This window comes from Agaribacillus sp. DX54 (assembly GCF_056858335.1).
The window spans coordinates 26,415-46,305 of the sequence record NZ_JBXEQE010000042.1 but is presented as its reverse complement, the minus strand read 5'-3'; the positions used below and the strand labels follow the sequence as shown (position 1 = coordinate 46,305).

Here is a 19,891-nt window from a genome sequence, read left to right as displayed (position 1 = left end):
TTTCCCCATTAGAAAAGGAATAATCATCTGCCAATAGAATTTGTGCGTCATTTAAATCATCTTTGATCTGTTTATATACTAGTTCTATTGAAGTTCTTGAAGTAATTGTATTAACCTTATAATCCGTATCTGTAATTAAAGGGACGTCGCCATATAGGTTTACCAGATAAAAATGGCAAAATGCCCTTATAAATTTAGCCTCACCTTCCAACTGGTTTTTGATTGTCTCCGTTACTTCCGTTGAATTTGACAATCCTTCAATTACAACATTACTATGATAAATATATTTATAAGCATCCTCCCAGGTGAGTTGAACATGCCCATTGGTTGCAATCAGCCCATTATTAAACAATGCTATGCTGTCAATATCTGTTGAGTGATTGTCAAGTTCATCAGATGACAGTCCAGATAAAAAAGTAATACTCGTGGCACTGCCACTAGCAAAATAGTTACTACTAATCATATTACTATAGATACCCCTAACTGCTGCGATTGCCGTACCGTCTTCAGAATAAACTGTCTCTCCTACAAGTTCAGATTGGGGCAAGTCTACCTCTACAAAGTCCTCACATGAAAAGCAGAAAGTTAAGAGGATTATATAAAGTAATAACCTTAAGTTAGGTGAAGTAAAATTCATGAAGCCAAAGGGGATTGAATGTTTAAATTTCATAACTATCAAATTAAAAGGTTAGCTGTATACCACCTGTAAAAGTTCTCAAAGGTGGCAATAGGGAAATGCTTCGGGTTTCAGGGTCTATACCCTCATAATCTGTAAAAGTTATTAAATTTAGACCCTGAGCATAAATTCTAACATTTTTGAAATAGATCTTTTCTAACCAAAGTGACGGTAACTGGTAAGAAATTGAAATATTTTTTAACCTAATAAAGGAGGCATCTGTTACAACTTGATCGCTTTCGTTTCTCGCAGAGTATGAAATAAAGTTTTCACCAAAAGATTGGGAAAATCTTTGAATACTACTGATATCACCAGGGTTTTGCCAGCGTTCTAAAACAGTTTCCGGTTGATTGCCTACAAGACCAGGCATCGTAAAAGCTACTTGTTGATCAAACCCCGTTTGTTTTACAAATTGAAAAAAAATGTCCAGTTGAAACCCTTTGTAAACTAAAGTATTATTAACACCACCAAAAAAATCCTGACCTAGGAAGTTTACCGTTTGTACGTCATTAGGAAATGAAATATTTCCATCTTCGTCTTCGTCTTGAAATTCATAAACACCATTTTGTGGATTTACTCCTAGAAATCTATTGGTTTTAGTAATATCTAGAGACTCTCCGACTACAAAAGTGTTAGCAAAAGGCGAGCCTTCTAAATTTGGATATTCTAAAAGTTTATTGCGTGGTATTGTGATATTTATACTGCTTGTCCATGAAAAAACATCAGATTTAGTATTGATGGTATTTAATACAAGCTCCCAACCAGTGTTTTGAACTGTTGCAGGTAGATTAGATTGAATAGAAGAAAATCCAGAAATAACAGGTAATGACAAACCTACTAATTGATTAGATGACCGATTACGGTACCAACTGGCCGTCAAAAAAAATCGATCGTTTAAAAAGCCCAATTCCATCCCGAATTCAAGTTTATTATTAGTTTCCCACCTGTAATCTGGATTTGGTAAACGGACGGGGAATAAACCTATTTCATCCTGGTAAGGTAAAACTGTAGAAGAATACGTATCCAGGTAACCATAATCACCAATTTGATCATTTCCTGTGGTTCCATAACTTCCTCTAAACTTCCCAAAACTGAGAAAGGGTAGACTATTTCTTACAAAGTCTTCGTTGGAAAAGACCCAAGCCACTCCCAAAGCCCCGAAATTAGCAAATTGATTACCAGGTGCAAAGCGACTTGAACCATCTCTGCGACCTGTAAGATTAAACAAATATTTACCCTCCCAATTGTAATTTATCCTTCCAAAAACCGCATTATAACGATATTCCGAATGGTTACTAGAGGAGTTAAAATCAGCAGCTGATTGAATATTTTCAATTAGATCATCACTTGGAAACCCAGATGCAATCAATACTTGGTTTTCCTGAACACTTTTTTGAAAAGTACTACCAATTAAAATGCTTAACTTACCTTTAGCTATATTTCTCTGGTATTCTACCTGAGGTTCAATAATCCAGGTTTTAACCGTATTCTCTCCAAAATTTGCAGAACCAGAAGTACGTGCCCAATCCGGATTAAATGAACTAATTGGTTCAGTATTTATTTCTTTCAAATGTATTTGAGAAAACCCAAGATTTGTTTTAATTCGTAATCCATCCGATACTTGGTAACTTAAGATGGCGTTTGTATTCAAATTATTTGTATTGCTTTCATATTTTCTGCGCAGAGATGCAAAAGGATTTATCCAAGTTAAGTTTTCCCAATTTAAATCACCATTTTCGTCATATATAGCAGGAGCATTGGGTGGAAGAGTAACTGCATTACGTGTTAGTTGTAAAGCGGGAAGATTGTTATTATCATCCACATAATTCACAGAAAGTGATGCAGTAAAATTCTTGTCATATGATGAATGATTAATATTTAAAAGATCCGACCTCCTTTGATAGGCAAAATCGCCCGGAAAGACGGTCGTTTGTCGAGAATACCCGCCCCTAAACATGAATTGAGTATTGGCGCTGCCTCCGGATATTGAAGCTTGTGCATTTGTGAAATGTGCAGTTCTTCCGAAAAAAAGTTTTTGCCAATCCGTATATCTAGTGGAATCCCAAAGAGTTAAGTCATGTTCCCATGGTTGAGGGACTGTTCCATCGTTGGCAAAAGCTTCCCTTCTCATTTCCAAATACTGCTCTGTATTGAGTATATCCATCGTATTAGTTACCTTTCCGAAACCTTGACTCATATTTATATCCACTACTGTTTTTCCAGCCTTTCCTTTTTTTGTAGTAATTAATACTACTCCATTGGCTCCTCTTGAACCATAAATAGATGTTGCATCTGCATCTTTTAGTACTTCGATACTTTCAATGTCAGCGGGGTTGATTACATTAAGGGGATTTGCTGCTGGGATTATCTCTGAGCTTAACACATTCGATGATAAGGGTGAAGCTGGAAATGGTACACCATCAACCAGATACAATGGGTTATTGCCGTCACCCCTAATGCTGTTTCTTCCTCGTATTAGTATATTAAACCCCCCACCTGGCAGACCTGTAGACTGTTCAATGAATACGCCAGCAACTCTTCCTGCAATGCCTGTAGAGGATTACTTATTGGTTGCTTTTCTATTTCTTCGGCGGAAATTTTAGCAATGTTTCCCGTACTCTCGCGTTTATCTGAATCCCAATATCCCGTACTCACGACAATCTCTCCCAACGTAGTCACATCCAACATCAGCGATACATCAACCACCACTCTTCCCCCAATTGCTACCTCTAGCCGTTCATAACCAACATAAGAAAAAACCAAAGTCGTAGCATCATCCGGCGCCGACAATCTATAATTCCCATCCGCATCTGTAATCACCCCTATACTAGTACCTTTAACCAACACACTAGCCCCGGGCAGCGGTGCGCCTTCTACGTCTGTCACCTTTCCACTGATGTCTTGTTCGAGCACAGGTTGTGTTAATTTTTTGGGGCCTTCTTTTTCTTTGAGCGCCTCGGTGCCGATGGCGATGGCGCCGTCGTTTTGCTGGAATATGAGGCCGGTGGCGCTGGCAATTTGCTGTAGAACGTAGGCGATGCTTTTGTTGTCGGCGCTGAGAGTAATCCTGTGGTTACTGGTTTTGGATAGCAGGTCGCCTGAATAAATAAACTTGAATTCGGTTTGGACCTCCAGGACATTGATCATCTGCCTTAGTGAGGCATCTTGCAAGTCGACGGAGACCATGACCTCTTTAATGTTTTTGTGCTGCGCATTACCGTCATTGGCCAGCAGTATACTTGTAAACAAGCAGGTAAGTATTATACCATACAAAAAGGATTTACTCATAATTACAAGGATCCTTGTGAAACGTAAAGGTTTGCTCATACGATTTGATTTTAATTAGATCACCTGATCTTTCGGCCAACATTTGCTACAACACTTGGACAGCCTCTGATCGGTTTCTATATTTTTTTGTTTAAGTAGTTTACAGTTTTAAAAAATATCCATCTGTTCGTTTAAAAAGTCTTATTTCAAATCCTACCCATCACATCCCTTTCCATCAATTTTTACCCCATCTGCAGTAAATTGATACTCAATCCCCAGCGCTACCTTTAAACTCTCAAGTACGGTATACAATGAGGCGTTATTATACTCTCCAATGATCAGGCAGTCATTTAACCCTTCATTCATCAACTCAAAATCCACATCATACCATCGCGATAAGGTTACAATTACCTCTTCAAACCTTGTTTCTTCAAAATGAAGCGTACCATTGGACCAGTCCAAATATTTCTCAGCATCTACCTCCAGCTTGGTAAGATCGTCACCGGTCAGACTATATACCGCTTGCTGGTTAGGTGTAAGCTCCAGTTCCTGATTTGCCATAATATTATCCTGATCTTTGGCAGCATCCTTCTGTACTTTCACTTTTCCTGTGGCCACAGTCACCTCAATGGCTTCTTCGCCAGGGTAAGCCTTGATGTTAAACGAGGTGCCTAGTACCGTCGTAACCAGATCACCTGAACGGACAATAAAGGGGCGGCCGGGATCTTTTTCCACCTCAAAAAAGGCCTCACCTTCCAGAAAAACCTCCCTGGTATTACCTTCAAAAAGCTTGGGAAAGATAAGCTTACTGCCTGAATTAAGTTTGACCTGGGAACCATCAGAAAGAGGGATTGTGGACTTTTGTCCATGTTGACTGACCTTTTCTACATAGGCAACTTCAGGTGACACAACTATACCTTCATGGGAGAGATAATACCACATCCCGGCACCACCGGCAACCACCGAAATAATGAAAAATCTTTTGAGCCAATTCCAAAATCCCGTTTTTTTTCTTTTGTAATTCAGGTCGCTTTCTGCCCTGCCGATTTTTTTAATAGCCCTTTCTATTTCATAATCATGTCCTTTTGATGCTTTTATAAGTTCTTCAAGCCGCCTGTTTTTCTTGTCCAGGTCTTTGCTGCTTTCTTTTGGAAAATTGATGGACTTATATTTTTCTGCCAGTTCAAAGTAATCCCACAACTCCGAAAGGTGTTGCCTGATCCGAGGGTCATAGTCTGATTGTTTCAGGTAAGTATTAAATTTTTCCAATTCTTCTTTACTAATCGTTTTGTTGACAAATTTTTGAAACAAAAAGCTAATCTCATTTTTCATTTTCATAACAAGCGCATAGTTTGCCAAACGTCCTTTTAGTGTTTTCCGGGCCTTTGTAAGAAATACTTTTCATGGGGTAAAAACTCCCAGCGATAATTTAGTTTTTTTTTGAGTTGCTGATAAGCAGGGCAATATTTACTAAAAAAATGGAAACAGGTTTTGTCTGCAAGTAAGTGGACCAATAGGAAATACCTCTTTAGCATACCAGATTGAGGCTAGAAGATTCTGGCACCGGATTAGGTGGGTGGAGCATTTAAGAAAAGAGCAATGTGAGTAGAAAAAGGAATCAGATGCTTAAAGCCAACAACAAAAAAGAAACCGGGATTTCAGCATTGGCTTTCAACTTTTCCTTAATAGCCCGAAGCGCCAGGCCCAGATGATTCTGAACCGTTTTTACTGTCAAATGAAGTTCAGCAGCTATTTCTTTGTTGCTTTTCCCTTCGTTCCGTGACAATTCATAAATCAGTCTTTTTTGGGCAGGAAGTTCCGCTATAACATCTTTCAGAATACGTTGATACTCTTTGAAGGTGAAGGCGTCCTGGGTACTGTTGCTGGCGGCATGATTGATGTTCGCGGCCTGTTCCTTTTTCAAGCGTTCATTACGGGCAACTTTCTTTAAATGATCAAAAGCGAGTTTCCTGGTGATCTTGAAGATATAATGGCTAAAGTTAAGTTCGGGATTCAGCTTGCTTCTGGTCAACCATATCTTCAGAAATACTTCCTGAACCATTTCATCCGCCAGATACCGGCAATCTGTGATAACCAGTGCGTATGCTTTAAGCCTGACCTGATAATGCTTATAAATATCCATAAAGGCATCTTCATCTCCCGCCTTTATTCTTTTAATCAACTGACTTTCAGAATTATCCAGGTTGCTTGCTGTCGATTTTCCACCAGTAGTACTCCCCATGTTCACCTTGTATATATTAAGTTTCGATTAACAAATTATGATGTTAAAAACTATACAAGATAAACATTCTGGAAAAGATTTCAAGATTTTATGTAAAAAAATTCGAGATTTTTGACCGCAACAGGTGCTTAATAGCTATAGAATGACACAATAGTCTTAAGTAATTTTAACATCAAAAAATCTACAACTTACTGAAAAACAAGACATTCAGACCCTTTTATTTGACCTGTCATAAGTACACAACTCATATAATTCAATAATTTTAGTCGCTTCAGCAGGTTTTATGTAATCCTATGTTTTTCGTCAATTTTTTCAGGTTCTATTTTTGGAAAAAAAATTTATCTTAACAGGTAAAAATAAATTTATGCCTGGAATTCGGTAAAATTGGATGCCGCTCATTCAAAAAAATTCTTTATCCTTCGGAAAACGCCTTTTACCTTTGCTACCAGTTGCAAGCCCAGGTTGGTGTTTTTTTTCTCAACTTTTTTGAGGATGTGGGCAATTTTCCGGTTCAACTGTCTGTTCTCTTCTTCGAGCTGTTTGAGGAATTCTTCCCTGATTTTTAACTGCAGCAACTTCCTTTCGAATTCACAACTAGTGTGGTGCACTTCGTTTATCTCCATGTAATCCCACAATTTGGCAAGAATTCCCAGAATTTCTGCGTGAGATTGGTCATCCTACAGAAGGGCATAGAATTTTTCCAGCTCTTCTTTGGTTTTGAGGTTCTTGTCAAAAAACTTCTGAAATAATTGGTCGACGTTGTTTATCATGAAAGTAACATTTTTTAATTTCGCAAATCTCCATTTGTACAGTCCGTGTACAAATTAATACACGTATTACTGTCTGAACTCCCGGGTATAAGTAATTTTTTTACTTGATTACTGTGGAGTTTACCGCAATTCCGGATATGATTGACGGTTTGCGCTTTAAATGCTATAATTTAATCTGCCCGATATCCTGCCAGGTAAAAACAATTTTCAGAGCAAATGCTCGATTTCAGCACCCACCGTTATTTCCATGTAGTCCCACAACTCATTAAGGAGTCTTAGAAGGTGAGGGTCATTTTCCAGATCGAGTAAACAGATGCTAAACCTTTCCCATTCCTGTTTGTCAATATTTTTATCCACAAATTGCTGGAATAACTGGTTGATTTCTTTATTCATTCCCATAGCCTTTCATGATTTGCCGATGTTTGGTTCATTCTGACTTGGTCGTAAATTACGATGGTTTACAGCAGAATTCCAAAGCATTATTGCTTTTTTCTGTAGGGTAATAGGCGGGCATAAATCGAAGTGTTTTGAGCTCAGGTACTGTCTGGTAAACTCAACATCCGCTTGTTAGTTTTTTTATGATTGTCTTGATTTCATAAAATCGTTTGGCAGTTTCCACAATGTATTTGTCAAGTTCCTCACCTTTTTGATCCAGCTTTCCGGTAATCTGCTTGTCAGCATCGTCTTCTTCACGGTTAGCAGTTAGTTTCACATAGTCCCATAATTCATTCAGTAGCTGTTTAATCTGAGCGCTGTTATCAGGGTCCATCAGATAGGTGTAGAACCTTTCACGCTCTTCAGAAGTGAGGGTTTTATCAACGAACTTCTGAAACAGCTCGTTAATGGTGTCATTCGTTTCCATAGCTCTTAAAATATTTGAAAAATGACTGTTCACTAAATTGGATGGTTATCTAAAATACAACTTTCAGTGGCAGAATTCCAAATATTTCCGCATTTTTTGTAAGTGCAGCCCAAACCAACAGCAAAGCTGAGAAGAAAACAAAGATAAAAGCTTTAAAATTAGGTTGTTATGTAAATTATTTGTACTTTGTTTACTATCTACAGACAACATAAAAACGGAAATGAAATAAGACCTGTGGTTGTCACAGGAAGTAATTTGAATCCGGCTAATTTGTTATGCCAGCAATTGTATTATTAATGTAACCAGTTAAAATCTTTTTTTTTTGATGTAACCCTGTTCGACCGGCAAAGGCAGGAAGGTGGCAATATGTCATTTCTTTTTACCAAACCTTTAGGCCTTCAACCGGCGACTACTATGGAATCCATTTTACACATCCTAAATTATTTAAAGTTATGGTTTAGGGAAACTGTAGGCTGTCAGGCCTCCTCACGGGAACGGCCCGGTGGTCTATTCTATTTAATCAATTTTAACCAATCTAAATTTTATTAACATGAAAAAGTTAGTTATTATGTTTGTGATCTTACTGGCTCCTCTCGCATTCACCGCTTGTAATGAAGATGCTATTGATGACGTACAGCCGCAGGTTGTGGAAACTGAACAAGCTTCACTTACAGAAGGTGAAGAGGCAGAGGATAAGGGCAACCGATAAGGGGTAAAACCAGAGGCGGGCGAAGTTCGTCCGCCTTGCTTATTTTCATGCATGAATAACATATTTTCCTGTACCCTGCAATGGATACGGGTTACATATACCAATGTTACTTTATTTATGTCCGGATTGGTGGCAATAGTTTTCCAATTATAGGTTGTAATCAGGCAAGTTTTTAACTAGGATACAGTTGACCAAAGTTAAAAACATTAACCATCTCAAGCTTTAGTCAAAGGCTGATCCTGGTCATTAGTTTTTTAAGAGACTCATTGATTGGTCAAAAGACCAATGGCGGGAACGTCCGATCACGCTATTTGTAATCGGAGCAATTTTATTTTTATATAAATTTTTGATTATCATTTACTTATAACTATTCAGACTAACACTGCCCCCTTGAGTGGGCAGGAGGTGTTATAAAATGCCAAATTAAATAGCATTTCACCTCCTTTGGTTATAGTGGCTCTTATTGGATGGCCCACTGGTCCCGAGTAGATAATGCCATAATAACACTGCTTTAAAATATCTGCATTAAACATCATATGAGACTGTTTTCACCTGCTTTTTTAAAAACCGTAAAAAATACGTATCTTCGTAACAACAGCTATTAAATCATACAATTTTTATGAAAAACCTTTGTTTAGTGATATTCTTTTTCGGTTTAGGGGTTTGCAATTCACTGAATGCAGGATCTAACCCCTGGAAGCATTTGTCTTCAGATCGGCAGATAGATTCCCTCACGGCATACGTTCAAAAATTCAGTGAGAAAAATCACGACTTAACAATAGCATATGCCCAATGGTTGAGGAAGGTTGCCCATGAAACAAAAAATGATGAAGCCATGGTTTTCGCTCTCATAGAGTTGGCATGGGCGCATAAAAAAAAGGACAATCTGGATCAAAGTATTCTATACTATTTTGATCTGGAAAGGATCAATAAGCAATTAGGGGACATTGGTGGTCAGGCTACAGCCTATTTTAACATCGGTCAAATCTTTGCAAAAGTTTACGAATACGATAAGGCTTTAAACTATCTGGAGCGAGCCAAAGACTTTTATAAAGAAGCAAAACAGTATGGCAAGGTCAGTAAAGCGTTATATGAAATAGCTACCCGTTATATTGAGAAAAAACAGCCTGATATTGCTACAAAACGGTTGAAACAAGCGCTCGAGGTGTGCCAGGATGAAATGGACGCCCACCGGTCAATGATCTACAACCGGTTGGGATGGGCCGCTAAAGATCAACATAATTATGTTTTGGCAAGAGACTATTATTATAAGTCAATTACGGTTTTAAATAAACCAGAAGATTATGACAAGAAAAGAGCCATCGCCTTTAACAATATTGGAGAGACGCATTTATTAGAGGGGAGACGCGATTCGGCGGCCTATTACTTTGATAAGGCCATAAAGATAAAAAATAACTTAGGCAATCATGAATCCTCTCTTGAGACGTTAACCCAACTGGCAAGACTTGCCTATGAGTATGATCAAATTGAGATGGCTAGAAAATATCTTGATCAGGGCATTGCGAACATGAATCTGACTAAACCCAGTCAAAAATTGGTTGAAGCTTTAGAATTAATCACCATGATTGCCAACGATCCGAAATACGAATCCCCTATTCCTTACAAAGATGTAACCTATTACATGAATTTACAGCAGCAACAGCTTAGTGCCTTACAGGATTTGAAAGATCAATTGAATAAAACCACCGGACGTTACCATGTTCAGGCGGGAATCAGCCAGGATAAATTTGAACAGGAACGCCGTACGCTCTATGCCTCTATTAACAAGCAGAACTATTGGAAATACGGTCTGAGTGGTGCATCAGTTGTGTTATCCTTTTTGGTAGTTTTTGGTTTTTTTCGTGTAAGGAGAGAGAAGCGCGAAAAACAAACTGTTTTGCAGGATAAAGATGCCTTTGTTACCGAACAGGTGAAAAACTATGACCAACGGATTTTGCAGATGCTCATCGTGAAGGCTGAATATGAAGAGATGAAAACCAGGCTCAAAAAGGATTTCGGGTTGGATGATGAGGATTTTTCCACGTGATGGGGTTTCGTTGTTTCCCGAAAGTGGTTGCTTAGCCTTTCAATGTAATCAAATAACCAATAGTAATTTGTAGAGGTTATAGTTTGACTGTATGTTATATCATAACTGCCTTAGAGGAGCTGCAATCGAATATTGTTGTTTCCTTACAGTGACAATCAGGGGCAGATTTCATAAGTCAATGTGAATTTAATCCGAAGCTTATTTTTCAACATAGAGGACAGCCCCGGGAGGAAAAATGCCAGGACTGGAAGAAAAAGGTTTTGACTGAAAGGAAAAATATGCAGCTAGCGCAGGGCTCCGGTTTCAAAACTGATATTGAGTTTACGGGCCAGGATTTTGCGGAGGTTGGGGGTGGTTTTGGGGTCTATGAGGTTGAGGGAGTAAACGTGACAAAGTTTATCAATCAGGGCTATTCCCGCCTGGGTGTTGGTGGCTGGGCCGGTAACAATGTCGGGTTTAAAATGGAAAGCGTTCATAATTCCATGTACGGCGTAAGGGTCGGATGCACAGAGCACCGAACATTGCACATTACCGCTTATCAATTCTACAGCCTTCCTGCCATTGTAAGGCTCCAGGGGTGAGGCACCAATTTCAATTACCGCCAAATCGGCATGCTTTGCAGCCATATGGCTAAAAACAGGGGTCATTGAATCAACATAGTCTTTTTCATCACAGATGGTAGAAGGCAAGCCGGCATCCACAAAATCGTATATCCAGTCAGCGCCGGCATCATGCATGCTAAGTACGTCGCGATAGCGGCCGGCGCCGGTGAGTTTGGCCCCTAAAACCGATAAACCGGCCATCTTGAATTGCCTGATAATAATTCGGGCCACGGTAGTTTTGCCGGCCGACATGGAGGAGCCTACAATAACCACCGTCGGGGTTCGATACTTTTTCTTTGGTAAAGGTTTCAAAAAATTCCGCATACGTTGCTTCCTGCCGTTAATGTGCACATGGCCCCGGTACTTTATGGGGATCAAATCCGGGAGTAGAGTGGACCTGCTGGTCATTTTTCCAAATAAACCAGCGCCGGTGAGTGCATGCATCATATGGTCATTACCTACGGCTTCCAAGGTGCCGGTGGCCTCCATGGTAGCCGACCTGATACCGAATACACCCACCAGCAAATCCCCCAGGCCGGCGTCGGCCATCCTGCCGTTTACTAATTCAATTTTTAATACATTCCGGGGTTTTTCTACTGAACATACCACATAATCCCCGGTTTCCCATTGCTCTTTAGACAAAGGCTTTACCTGAAAGTTCCCATCAGGCAGGCTGGAAATACGAGTGAGCGAGGTAAATATGTAACGGCTGTCCATGGTCAGTTTCTATTGCGGCTGGTGACCGGTTCGGAAAGCAGCAAAAGGGTAAGTAAAGCGGTCCTTTCCGGCATTTTGTCAAGTGCTACATTTTCGTGAATGGCATGGGCACCACTGCCTACGGCTCCCAGCCCATCCAGAGTGGCCGTATAAAGACTGGTGATGTTTCCATCAGAACCCCCGCCTGCCTGGGCCTGAGAAATGGGTATGTTCAGGGCGCTGGCGGCTTTTTTGGCCTGATTCCAAAGTCTTAAATTGCGGGGTGTGGCCTCCATAGGAGGTCTCCCTATTTTTCCACTTACCTCTATGGTAATGTCGGGATCGGCTGACTTCAAATTCTGTATTTTTTCGGTAATTTCAGTGGCTTCCTTTTGAGTAGGTACGCGAACGTCAACTACCGCTTTGCTTTCCGGAGCTACCACATTGGGGCTTATGCCACCTTCAATCATGCCCACATTGACACTGATGCCTCTCTCCGGATTATTCAGTTTAAACAATTGCTGAATAACTTCAGAAAGCGCCACGATAGCACTGGCGCCTTTTCCCGGTTCCAGACCAGCGTGAGCGGCCTTGCCTTTTACTGTAATGTTAAACCGTCCGATACCCTTTCTGGTAGTTTTTAACCGGCCAGAAGGGCCTAAAGAAGGCTCTAACACAAAGGCCCTGTCGGCAATTGCTGCCAGCCGGCGTATGGCTGCACGGGACTCATGGCTACCGATTTCTTCATCAGTATTAATCAATACAACCGGCGTAACTGTATAATTCAACCGCAATTCCCTGATAGTCTTCAGCGCATAAATAATTTGTACAATGCCTGCTTTCATATCATAAACACCAGGGCCGTACATTTTTCCATCCTTTACACCCACAGGCATTTCTTGCACTGTGTTGAGAGGCCATACAGTGTCACTATGGCCCAGCAGCAGTTGCAATGGTCGTCCCTTACGACGGGCTACAGGACTGGCCAGCAGAAAGCCACCGGTATTTTTGCCCGGGTAATGCCTGGCTTCATAGCCTGTCTCCCATAAAGCCATGCTGATTAACTTGAGTACAGGGGGCTGGGACTCCTTAACGGTGGAAGGCGACTCCAGCCTGGACAGCTTTTCAAGCAGATGCGACATTTCCCCCTTGCATTGATCAAGATGGTTCATTATCGAAGATGCCAGTACGGAAATCATAATTATTTATTAAAGTCTGCCGGAAACGGAAAAGCGTTGGTATCTTTTACAATTGAAAAACGGCCCGGGTTCAGATAGGTGATCAGCGGAGAGTCAAACAATAATTTTTGATCGTCTTCCAATGATGGCCTGAAAGCATCCTTGTGCACATGACTCGCTATCACCTTGCCTGTAATCAGGCTGTTAACTCCAAATCCATCGATAATCCTGTCTAATTCACATCGATAATCCTGTCTAATTCACATTCCAAAAACAGGTAAGATGCTTTGAGAAATATACCGTCGATTATTTCGGCGGGAATGGTTTCCATAGTCTCTAAAATTGGTTTGAAACCACTTTTATCGACCCTTGCAGAAGCCGTAAGACTGGTATTGACAATTTGATCTGCCTGCGGATAGCTTACGGTGAAGACTTTGTGATGTTTGATGTTGTGATAGGTTCCATGCCGCGGGGTGCACATAAAACCAAAGTAATTGCTCCATCCCATCGGCATTGCCAGGTGTTTTGGCGCAAGATCATAAACTTCCCCCTCTTTTGAACCTACCACCACCAAAGGGGCAACGGTAAAAAAATAATCCCAGATAGGAAAATCAACATCCAGTGTAATAAGTGACGGATCAGATGGATTTTTCACAGGTTAAAAAATTGTTTGTCTTAAATTAATTATTTATTACGGTCATATTCAATGATTATCATTAGCCGGCTAAGTGACCTGGGTCAGGGTTTTTTGAGGGCAGAGGGTGGTGGACGGCATTTGACTGACTTTTCACCGGTTTTCTGATCGTTTTCAGCGCGTTTTTCGTTACCAGTCATAGGATGATTCAAAGTTATACTATGACTATCATGGAATTACACTAAATTAGTAAAACACATTCAATCACCACAACTATGCTGTCAACAAGCTACGAGGTATTTTTCGAAGTAGCCAATTGCCTGAGCTTTTCGAAGGCGTCGAAGAAATTATACCTGACACAGCCTGCAGTCAGCAAACATGTTAAAAAGCTGGAACATGAACTGGGAATCAGTTTGTTTGTAAGACAAGGTAACGCCATCATGCTTACCGAGGCCGGAAAAAAGCTTCAGGAGTATTTACACCAGGCAAAAATTATACAAAACGGCATCGAGTTTGACCTTAGGGTGATCAAAAAACTGGAAGAAGCAAGGGGCATGCTGAATGTCGGATCAAGTACCACCATCTCGTTGTATATTCTTCCTAAAATCATATCGCTGGTTCACAAGAAATACCCCAACATCCAGATTCGCCTGCTCAACAGAAATGCCGAAAATGTGTTAAAAGCCCTCCTCAACAGGGAAATTGACCTGGGGGTGATAGAAGGTGATCACAAAATCAGTGCGGTATCTTACCAGTATTTCACCGACGATGAAGTCATTGCTGTTTGTTCTATTCACAGCCCGTTTGCCAATCGTACCATTCAACTCGAAAATTTAAAGCAAATACCCCTGGCTTTAAGGGAACAAGGGTCGGGCACGCTGGCGGCATTGTATCAGGCATTAGGGCAAAAAGGGGTGAAACCGAAGGAGTTAAATGTAACAGTCAAAATCGGTGGGACAGAGGCATTGAAAAATTTCCTGAAAGAAGATGTTTGCCTGGGCTTTCTGCCAAGAAGATCGGTCTTGTCAGAGCTGGAAAGTAAAACCATGAAAGAGGTGGAAATTGAAGGCCTTTCCATCTACCGAAAATTCTATTTTATTATGAGACAGGGTGAAGGTAAGGCGGGAATAATCAGGGAATTCATAAAAACGGCCAGGCTTCATTATAACCAACCGTTATAGCTTATAAATAAATATCATTTTAATTGTTATAATAGTTGTGTCAGGGGCAATATTTTTGAACTATGATGTTTGAAAAGGTTAAACTGGCCCCGGAGTCATTTCTCGTCTGTTCACAATGCAACAAGCCGTATGATGCAGCCGATGTACAATCTTACTGTTTGGAATGCCAAAAACCACTGTTGGTGAAGTATGATTTGACAGGGGGTATTTCAAAAGACCGGTTGGCAACCAAAACATCGAACATGTGGAGGTACGCGGCCCTGCTTCCTGTCAGGGACAGTAGCCACATTGTGAGCCTTGGGGAGGGATTAACACCTGTCTTACCTTTCAGGAATCTGAGCCGCAGGTACGGATATGAGCACTTATGGCTCAAAGATGAGGGTCATAATCCTACAGGCTCTTTTAAAGCCAGGGGGCTGAGCATGGCTATTTCAAAGGCCCTGGAGCTTGGGGTAAGCGATTGTATCGTACCCACAGCAGGTAATGCCGGCGGAGCCATGAGTGCCTACTGTGCTGCGGCAGGAATAAATGCTACCGTGGTAATGCCCAAAAAAACACCTCAAATATTTAAAGATGAGTGCGGGCTTTTTGGCGCAGAATTGATACTGGTAGATGGGCTGATAGATCAATGCGGCCGCGAAGTTGCAAAGATAAAAGCCACCAGGAATGTTTATGATGTATCTACACTCAAAGAACCTTATCGCCTGGAAGGAAAAAAAACCATGGGCTACGAGATCGCCGAGCAAATGGATTGGCAACTACCCGACTTTATTTTGTATCCTACCGGTGGAGGTACCGGGTTGATTGGCATTTGGAAGGCCTTTCAGGAAATGCTAGACCTCGGTTGGATCGAAGGCAATTTACCGAGAATGATTGTAGTACAATCTGACCGTTGCTCCCCCATTGTTGACGCATTTAACCAAAAGAATATGGCCGGCAAAAGAAGCTACAGTACCTCTATTGCCAACGGCCTGGCGGTTCCTAATGCCTTTGGCAAAGACCTGATCATGAAAGTATTACGGGAGTCCGGTGGTATTGCCCTGGCAGTGAGCGAAAATGAAATCCTGCAAGGTGTGAAAGAGATTACCCGCCACGAAGGCATCATGATCTCCCCCGAAGGTGCCGCCGTCTGGATGGCCTTACGCAAACTCACAAATGACAAACTCATCGGCCACCATCAAAAAATCCTCCTTCTCAACACCGGAACCGGCTACAAATATCTCGAGAACCTCCTGTAAATTCCAAATTATCCCTCTCCAACCCCCGCTACTCCCCAAAACCCACTGCCAAATCCCCCATTGTCAATTGTTTATTGTCAATTCTAAATTAATCACCCATCATTACCCCTCCTCCCCCTTCTATTCCCCTTCCCCTTCTCACTTTTCTTAATCCTGTCACCATCCTTAATCCTTTTTGACACCACCAAAAAAGGCCCCGAAATCACCTCATCACCCGCATTGACGCCTTCTAATATCTCAATATTATCGAAGTCACTGATACCGGTCTTCACCTCAACCATCTTTGCTACTCCTTCATTGTTGACAAACACCACCTCCTTGATATCATCGCCCACACCACCGGTTTGGCGATTGCTTTCCGTATCATCTTCCTCATCATCGCCATCATTATTAAACCTATCCATTTTCTTGGGATCGCGTGTGGTCACCGAAGCCAGCGGCACAGACAATACCTCTTCCTTCCGCTCTGTGACTATATCGACACTGGCGGTCATGCCCGGACGAAAAGGGGTTTTAATATTACGTTCCTCCAACAAGTCCTGGAAAGAACTATTTAAAATACGGATCCTCACCTCAAATTCGGTCACCGCATCGGTTGATACCTTTTCGTTGGCCGTATTGGCAATAGAGGTGACAATTCCTTTAAACTTTTTATCCATGTATGAGTAAGCATCCACATCAATGATCGCAGTGTCACCCATTGCTACTCTGATAATGTCGTTTTCATTGACATCCACTCGTACTTCCATCCGCGTGAGGTCGGCAATACGCAGCATCTCTGTACCTGACATCATATTACTGCCTACAACCCTCTCCCCTTTTTCAACACTTAACTTGGAAACCGTTCCTCCTGAGGGAGCGTATACATTGGTTAATCTCAGGTTTTCGGCCGCTTCTGATACGGATGCCTCAGAGCTTTTTACGATAAACTCCGAAGCTCTCACGTTTTCGAAAGCCGATCTTTTATCATTTTCAGCAGCTATGAAATTGGCCTGTGCCAACTCCCAGTCGGCCGTGGAAATGACCTTTTGGTCCCACAGTTTTTTCTGTCTGTCAAATTCCAGTTTTGCCCTGTCAAAATTGGCCTGTGAACTTGCATATGCAGCTTTGGCGTTGGCCAGGTTAGCCTTCTGCTGATTGAGGGCAGCCTTGGTCCTCTCCAGGGCCGATTCCAGATTGTCGGGGCGAATCCTTACCAACAAATCCCCGTACGCTACCGAGTCGCCCTCTTCTACATTCAGGACGATGATCTCACCGGAAACATCAGGGCTTAGCTTAATTTCAACTTCGGGTTGAACCATACCGGAAGCACTTACCTTTTCGACGATTGTCACCTTTTCGGCTTCGGATAGATTCACTTCGATCTCCTTGGATTTGCCTACCCACCCTTGTGATTTACCCACAATCACCACCAGCAATAACACCATCACAAAACCGACCAGTATATAAATTAGGTTATTGCTTTTCTTTCTTTTTGGTCTTGCCATCATTTAAAAAGTTATAGTTTTACCTTGATAAAAATCTAATATTTTAATTCTGAAAATCAAATCATATTTATTTCTTACCAAGTCAGATCTTGCCTGGAATAAATTGTTTTCCGCCACCTGATAATCCACAAAATTAATCACACCCAAATCGTATTGTTGCTTGGCTACTCTGTAAGATTCCTCCAGCGACTCCACCTGTTTCAGCGCTGCCTCGTAATTTTTTGAAGCTGCCACGGCGTCATAATAGGCCTGCTCGATCACCTGTCTCAAGGTCTGACGCACCTGCCGGGCGTTTATTTCAGCCCTTTGCTTTTGAATTTTGGAACGCTGAATATCTGACCTGGTCGCCAGCCCGTTAAAAATCGGAATACTTACATTCAGACTTAGGGACTGGTTGAGATTGTCGTCAAACTGTTCTGTCACCGAATAATTATTATCCGTACCCACCACATTAGGCACAGTCCTTCGAGTCAAAACCACTTCGTTGGTATTTTCAACAAAACCTATAGGTTCTATCACCTCCCTGGTGCCATCAATAAGGTTCCTTTCGTTATCGACTGCATCCGAATAATTGGAACCAAGGCTTCCATTAAGGGAAAGTCGGGGATACATAGCACCCTTGGCAATATCTTCAGCTCTTGCAGCACTTTCTATATTCAAATCCGCACTCTTGATATCGGGTTGCACTGCTAAGGAGCCCCGGTATATTTCCTCAATATCTAATCCCACTATCGCCTCCTGATCGACTTCCAGGTCAGGCACAACAATATCAAAAGGTTCACCCGCCGGTATGAGCAACGCCTGCTTTAAATCTAACAGAGAAAGGTTCAGGGCATTTTCGGCATTGATCACATTGACCTCATTGGTAGCCAATTGTGATTGCAGATCCAACAGGTTGGAAATTGGCAGGGAGCCGGCGTTAACCAGCGCTCTGGTCCTTTCCAGTTGCTGGCGGGTAGAGGCTAGCTGAGTCAGGTTGTTGTTAAGCAGTTCCTTGTTAAATATCACATTCAAATACAGCGAAGCAACATTCAGAGCGATATCATTACGCGCATCTTCCAGGTCTTTCTTACTGGCATTCAAATCAACCATACCTCGCCTGATGATGTTATTTCTTTGAAATCCGGCAAATAAAACTACCCCGGTATTTGCAGAAAACCCGGTAAATCCAACTCTTTGACTAATAAACTGGTTGGTTGTGGGGTCTATGCCTCGCCCCCAGTTAAATCCGTAGTTGGCGCCGGAATTCAAGGTCGGATACCTTTCAGCTTTTGCTTGTCTAACGTTTACCTCCTGGTCCCGGACGGTCAGCTTGGATAGCTGTAACGTGAGATTTTTTTCCCAGGCCTGATCAACACATTCCTGTAAAGTCCATTTTTTCACATTTTCGCTGTTCTGAGCCATACATCCCAGACCAAAAAACAGCCCAAAAAGTAAAAGATAACTTCTGATCATTTTCATCATAGTTTAAAGGTCAATATCTGGTATATAAATTATTTCGTCTACCCATTTCAGGCTTCTTAAATAAGAAAGCGTTATTGGTTTGAGCCCGGAGTCCATTTCAATTACCTGGCAGGCAAGGTCATTTTTACCTTTTCTGGAAACTGACATGGTGGCTATGTTGCAATCATCCTGGGCCAGGACGTTGGCAATAAAGGCAATACTGCCCCGCACATCATCGGCAGTGATAATCAACGTATGCAGATTAGCGCTAAAATTCGCTGTAAAACCATTGATTTCGGCGATATTCACTACACCGCCCCCAAGGCTTTCACCTACTATCTCTACTGCATTTTCTCCAGCCCGCAAATTGATTTTTATGGTATTAGGATGCAAGGTGGAAGCATTGCCTACTGATTTAAAGGAATATTTTAATCCTTTTTTTGCAGCATGGTCAAATGATTTTTTAATGCGACGATCGTCGGTCCTGAAATCCAGCAACCCACCAATAATAGCCTTATCACTTCCATGTCCTTCGTAGGTCCGTGCAAAGGAGTTATAAAAAGTAATAACCGCTTCCGCCGGCTTTACTCCCAATACCCGGATGGCTGTTCGGCCAATTCTGACTACCCCTGCCGTATGAGAACTCGAAGGGCCAATCATCACTGGGCCGATCATGTCAAAAACACTACTTTTTTCTGCCATACTTGTCCGGATTATTTTTCAATGATAAATAATATTTTAGTTATCGATAACAATAAAGTTATAAATGGTTATATTCTTCCATGAAAAACAAAGTAACTACATGAAGCAAGCGTTTGTATAACCCTATCGTTGAATATATATGCTGAAATCAATCTGT

At 41.5% G+C, this 19,891-nt stretch carries 19 protein-coding genes; 4 read left to right on the top strand and 15 right to left on the bottom strand.

Annotation, left to right across the window (positions count from 1 at the left end; all coding sequences use genetic code 11):
- The 8 genes from AC04NP_RS27545 to AC04NP_RS27510 all read right to left on the bottom strand — a co-directional run.
- Positions 1-670: RagB/SusD family nutrient uptake outer membrane protein (locus AC04NP_RS27545; RefSeq protein WP_482863302.1), on the bottom strand; the 670-nt coding region annotated here is incomplete at its 3' end.
- 10 nt (positions 671-680) lie between these two features.
- A complete protein-coding gene (locus AC04NP_RS27540; protein WP_482863303.1) occupies positions 681-3,179 on the bottom strand; it encodes a SusC/RagA family TonB-linked outer membrane protein in 2,499 nt (832 codons plus the stop codon).
- Complete coding sequence (locus AC04NP_RS27535) at positions 3,152-4,003, bottom strand: carboxypeptidase-like regulatory domain-containing protein (protein ID WP_482863301.1); 852 nt, start codon at positions 4,001-4,003, stop codon at positions 3,152-3,154. The genes AC04NP_RS27540 and AC04NP_RS27535 overlap by 28 nt, the downstream gene beginning before the upstream one ends.
- A 153-nt stretch (positions 4,004-4,156) precedes the next feature.
- On the bottom strand, positions 4,157-5,281 hold the full coding sequence (locus AC04NP_RS27530) for a FecR family protein (protein ID WP_482863300.1): 1,125 nt from the start codon (positions 5,279-5,281) through the stop codon (positions 4,157-4,159).
- A 280-nt stretch (positions 5,282-5,561) separates the two neighbouring features.
- Entirely contained in the window at positions 5,562-6,185 is a 624-nt protein-coding gene (locus AC04NP_RS27525; RefSeq protein WP_482863299.1) for an RNA polymerase sigma factor, read from the bottom strand.
- 395 nt (positions 6,186-6,580) lie between these two features.
- A complete protein-coding gene (locus tag AC04NP_RS27520) occupies positions 6,581-6,808 on the bottom strand; it encodes a hypothetical protein (protein ID WP_482863298.1) in 228 nt (75 codons plus the stop codon).
- A gap of 354 nt (positions 6,809-7,162) precedes the next feature.
- Positions 7,163-7,348 (bottom strand): hypothetical protein, encoded by a 186-nt coding sequence (locus tag AC04NP_RS27515; RefSeq protein ID WP_482863297.1) that lies wholly within the window; start codon positions 7,346-7,348, stop codon positions 7,163-7,165.
- Between the two features lie 160 nt (positions 7,349-7,508).
- On the bottom strand, positions 7,509-7,817 hold the full coding sequence (locus AC04NP_RS27510; RefSeq protein ID WP_482863296.1) for a hypothetical protein: 309 nt from the start codon (positions 7,815-7,817) through the stop codon (positions 7,509-7,511).
- Positions 7,818-8,367: 550 nt separating this feature from the next.
- Between AC04NP_RS27510 and AC04NP_RS27505 the strand changes: the two genes are divergently transcribed.
- Positions 8,368-8,526, top strand: a complete 159-nt coding sequence (locus tag AC04NP_RS27505) for a hypothetical protein (protein ID WP_482863295.1) — start codon at positions 8,368-8,370, stop codon at positions 8,524-8,526.
- 619 nt (positions 8,527-9,145) lie between these two features.
- Entirely contained in the window at positions 9,146-10,573 is a 1,428-nt protein-coding gene (locus tag AC04NP_RS27500; RefSeq protein WP_482863294.1) for a tetratricopeptide repeat protein, read from the top strand.
- A 284-nt stretch (positions 10,574-10,857) separates the two neighbouring features.
- Here the strand turns inward: AC04NP_RS27500 and AC04NP_RS27495 are convergent, their stop codons facing one another.
- From AC04NP_RS27495 to AC04NP_RS27480, 4 genes are read right to left on the bottom strand one after another with little or no spacing between them, the layout of a single operon-like run.
- Entirely contained in the window at positions 10,858-11,892 is a 1,035-nt protein-coding gene (locus AC04NP_RS27495; protein WP_482863293.1) for a hypothetical protein, read from the bottom strand.
- Between the two features lie 2 nt (positions 11,893-11,894).
- Positions 11,895-13,070 (bottom strand): M20 family metallopeptidase, encoded by a 1,176-nt coding sequence (locus AC04NP_RS27490; RefSeq protein WP_482863292.1) that lies wholly within the window; start codon positions 13,068-13,070, stop codon positions 11,895-11,897.
- Positions 13,071-13,072: 2 nt separating this feature from the next.
- Positions 13,073-13,234, bottom strand: coding sequence for a hypothetical protein (locus AC04NP_RS27485; protein WP_482863291.1), 162 nt, complete (start codon positions 13,232-13,234; stop codon positions 13,073-13,075).
- Positions 13,235-13,281: 47 nt separating this feature from the next.
- On the bottom strand, positions 13,282-13,704 hold the full coding sequence (locus AC04NP_RS27480; RefSeq protein ID WP_482863290.1) for a flavin reductase: 423 nt from the start codon (positions 13,702-13,704) through the stop codon (positions 13,282-13,284).
- 254 nt (positions 13,705-13,958) lie between these two features.
- On the opposite strand from AC04NP_RS27480, the gene AC04NP_RS27475 reads away from it, so the two are divergent.
- On the top strand, positions 13,959-14,864 hold the full coding sequence (locus tag AC04NP_RS27475; protein WP_482863289.1) for a LysR substrate-binding domain-containing protein: 906 nt from the start codon (positions 13,959-13,961) through the stop codon (positions 14,862-14,864).
- 62 nt (positions 14,865-14,926) lie between these two features.
- Positions 14,927-16,102: a threonine synthase gene (locus AC04NP_RS27470; RefSeq protein ID WP_482863288.1), complete on the top strand. Its 1,176-nt coding sequence runs from the start codon at positions 14,927-14,929 to the stop codon at positions 16,100-16,102.
- 92 nt (positions 16,103-16,194) lie between these two features.
- Here AC04NP_RS27470 and AC04NP_RS27465 read toward each other — a convergent pair whose 3' ends face one another.
- From AC04NP_RS27465 to sdaAB, 3 genes are read right to left on the bottom strand one after another with little or no spacing between them, the layout of a single operon-like run.
- Positions 16,195-17,592 (bottom strand): efflux RND transporter periplasmic adaptor subunit, encoded by a 1,398-nt coding sequence (locus tag AC04NP_RS27465; RefSeq protein WP_482863287.1) that lies wholly within the window; start codon positions 17,590-17,592, stop codon positions 16,195-16,197.
- A complete protein-coding gene (locus AC04NP_RS27460) occupies positions 17,593-19,044 on the bottom strand; it encodes a TolC family protein (protein ID WP_482863286.1) in 1,452 nt (483 codons plus the stop codon).
- Positions 19,045-19,056: 12 nt separating this feature from the next.
- Complete coding sequence (gene sdaAB / locus AC04NP_RS27455) at positions 19,057-19,734, bottom strand: L-serine ammonia-lyase, iron-sulfur-dependent subunit beta (RefSeq protein ID WP_482863285.1); 678 nt, start codon at positions 19,732-19,734, stop codon at positions 19,057-19,059.
- Positions 19,735-19,891 lie beyond the last annotated feature (157 nt).

Bases quoted from the DNA above. Each gene is read 5' to 3' on its own strand.
- AC04NP_RS27475 (WP_482863289.1), top strand. From the start codon at position 13,959: ATGCTGTCAACAAGCTACGAGGTATTTTTCGAAGTAGCCAATTGCCTG.
- AC04NP_RS27500 (WP_482863294.1), top strand. From the start codon at position 9,146: ATGAAAAACCTTTGTTTAGTGATATTCTTTTTCGGTTTAGGGGTTTGC.
- AC04NP_RS27535 (WP_482863301.1), bottom strand. From the start codon at position 4,003: ATGAGCAAACCTTTACGTTTCACAAGGATCCTTGTAATTATGAGTAAA.
- AC04NP_RS27470 (WP_482863288.1), top strand. From the start codon at position 14,927: ATGATGTTTGAAAAGGTTAAACTGGCCCCGGAGTCATTTCTCGTCTGT.
- AC04NP_RS27490 (WP_482863292.1), bottom strand. From the start codon at position 13,070: ATGATTTCCGTACTGGCATCTTCGATAATGAACCATCTTGATCAATGC.
- sdaAB (WP_482863285.1), bottom strand. From the start codon at position 19,734: ATGGCAGAAAAAAGTAGTGTTTTTGACATGATCGGCCCAGTGATGATT.
- AC04NP_RS27530 (WP_482863300.1), bottom strand. From the start codon at position 5,281: ATGAAAATGAAAAATGAGATTAGCTTTTTGTTTCAAAAATTTGTCAAC.
- AC04NP_RS27510 (WP_482863296.1), bottom strand. From the start codon at position 7,817: ATGGAAACGAATGACACCATTAACGAGCTGTTTCAGAAGTTCGTTGAT.
- AC04NP_RS27525 (WP_482863299.1), bottom strand. From the start codon at position 6,185: ATGGGGAGTACTACTGGTGGAAAATCGACAGCAAGCAACCTGGATAAT.
- AC04NP_RS27515 (WP_482863297.1), bottom strand. From the start codon at position 7,348: ATGAATAAAGAAATCAACCAGTTATTCCAGCAATTTGTGGATAAAAAT.
- AC04NP_RS27505 (WP_482863295.1), top strand. From the start codon at position 8,368: ATGAAAAAGTTAGTTATTATGTTTGTGATCTTACTGGCTCCTCTCGCA.
- AC04NP_RS27520 (WP_482863298.1), bottom strand. From the start codon at position 6,808: ATGGAGATAAACGAAGTGCACCACACTAGTTGTGAATTCGAAAGGAAG.
- AC04NP_RS27460 (WP_482863286.1), bottom strand. From the start codon at position 19,044: ATGATCAGAAGTTATCTTTTACTTTTTGGGCTGTTTTTTGGTCTGGGA.
- AC04NP_RS27495 (WP_482863293.1), bottom strand. From the start codon at position 11,892: ATGGACAGCCGTTACATATTTACCTCGCTCACTCGTATTTCCAGCCTG.
- AC04NP_RS27465 (WP_482863287.1), bottom strand. From the start codon at position 17,592: ATGATGGCAAGACCAAAAAGAAAGAAAAGCAATAACCTAATTTATATA.